General features: G+C 68.8%; 1 protein-coding gene. It reads right to left on the minus strand.

Going from position 1 to position 522, the window contains the following annotated elements:
- On the minus strand, window positions 1-470 hold a 470-nt coding region (locus tag ADK60_RS24745), incomplete at its 3' end, for a winged helix-turn-helix domain-containing protein (protein WP_107094708.1).
- Window positions 471-522 lie beyond the last annotated feature (52 nt).

Below are 522 nucleotides of genomic sequence, written 5' to 3' on the forward strand. Positions count from 1 at the left end.
GTCACCTCCTTCCACACGGCGACGGCCACCTCGTCGCGCTCGGCCACCCGACGAGCGGGGACCTGCGGGCTGAAGCCGAGCCGGTGCATCAACCTCGTCGCCCCGGACACGCTGTACGTGACGTGGAACTTGCGCCCGATCAACGTGACCACCCGCGCCGCGGTCCACACCTGGTCCTCCACCCAGCCGTGCGCGGCAGGCCCCTGCTCCAGATACACGGCCAGCTTCTCCAGGCAGCGTGGAGACAGCCGGCACCGTGACCCGCCCGGCCCGCGGGAGTTCAGCGCCTCGACACCGCCTTCACGCCACAACCGGTGCCACTGGTAAGCCGACTTCACGCTCACCCGCAGACGCCGAGCCACCTCCGGCGGCTTGACCCTCTGCTCGAACAGCTCAGCCGCTTGCATCCGCACCGTTTCCCGGCGCAGCCGTCCCGTGGCGGTCAGCCCACCACCATCCGCATACCTCACACACCACCAGATACAGCCACCACACCACACCCATCAGGGACTTCCACACAGT

It is taken from the genome of Streptomyces sp. XY431, assembly GCF_001279805.1.
Taxonomy (GTDB): Bacteria; Actinomycetota; Actinomycetes; order Streptomycetales; family Streptomycetaceae; genus Kitasatospora; species Kitasatospora purpeofusca.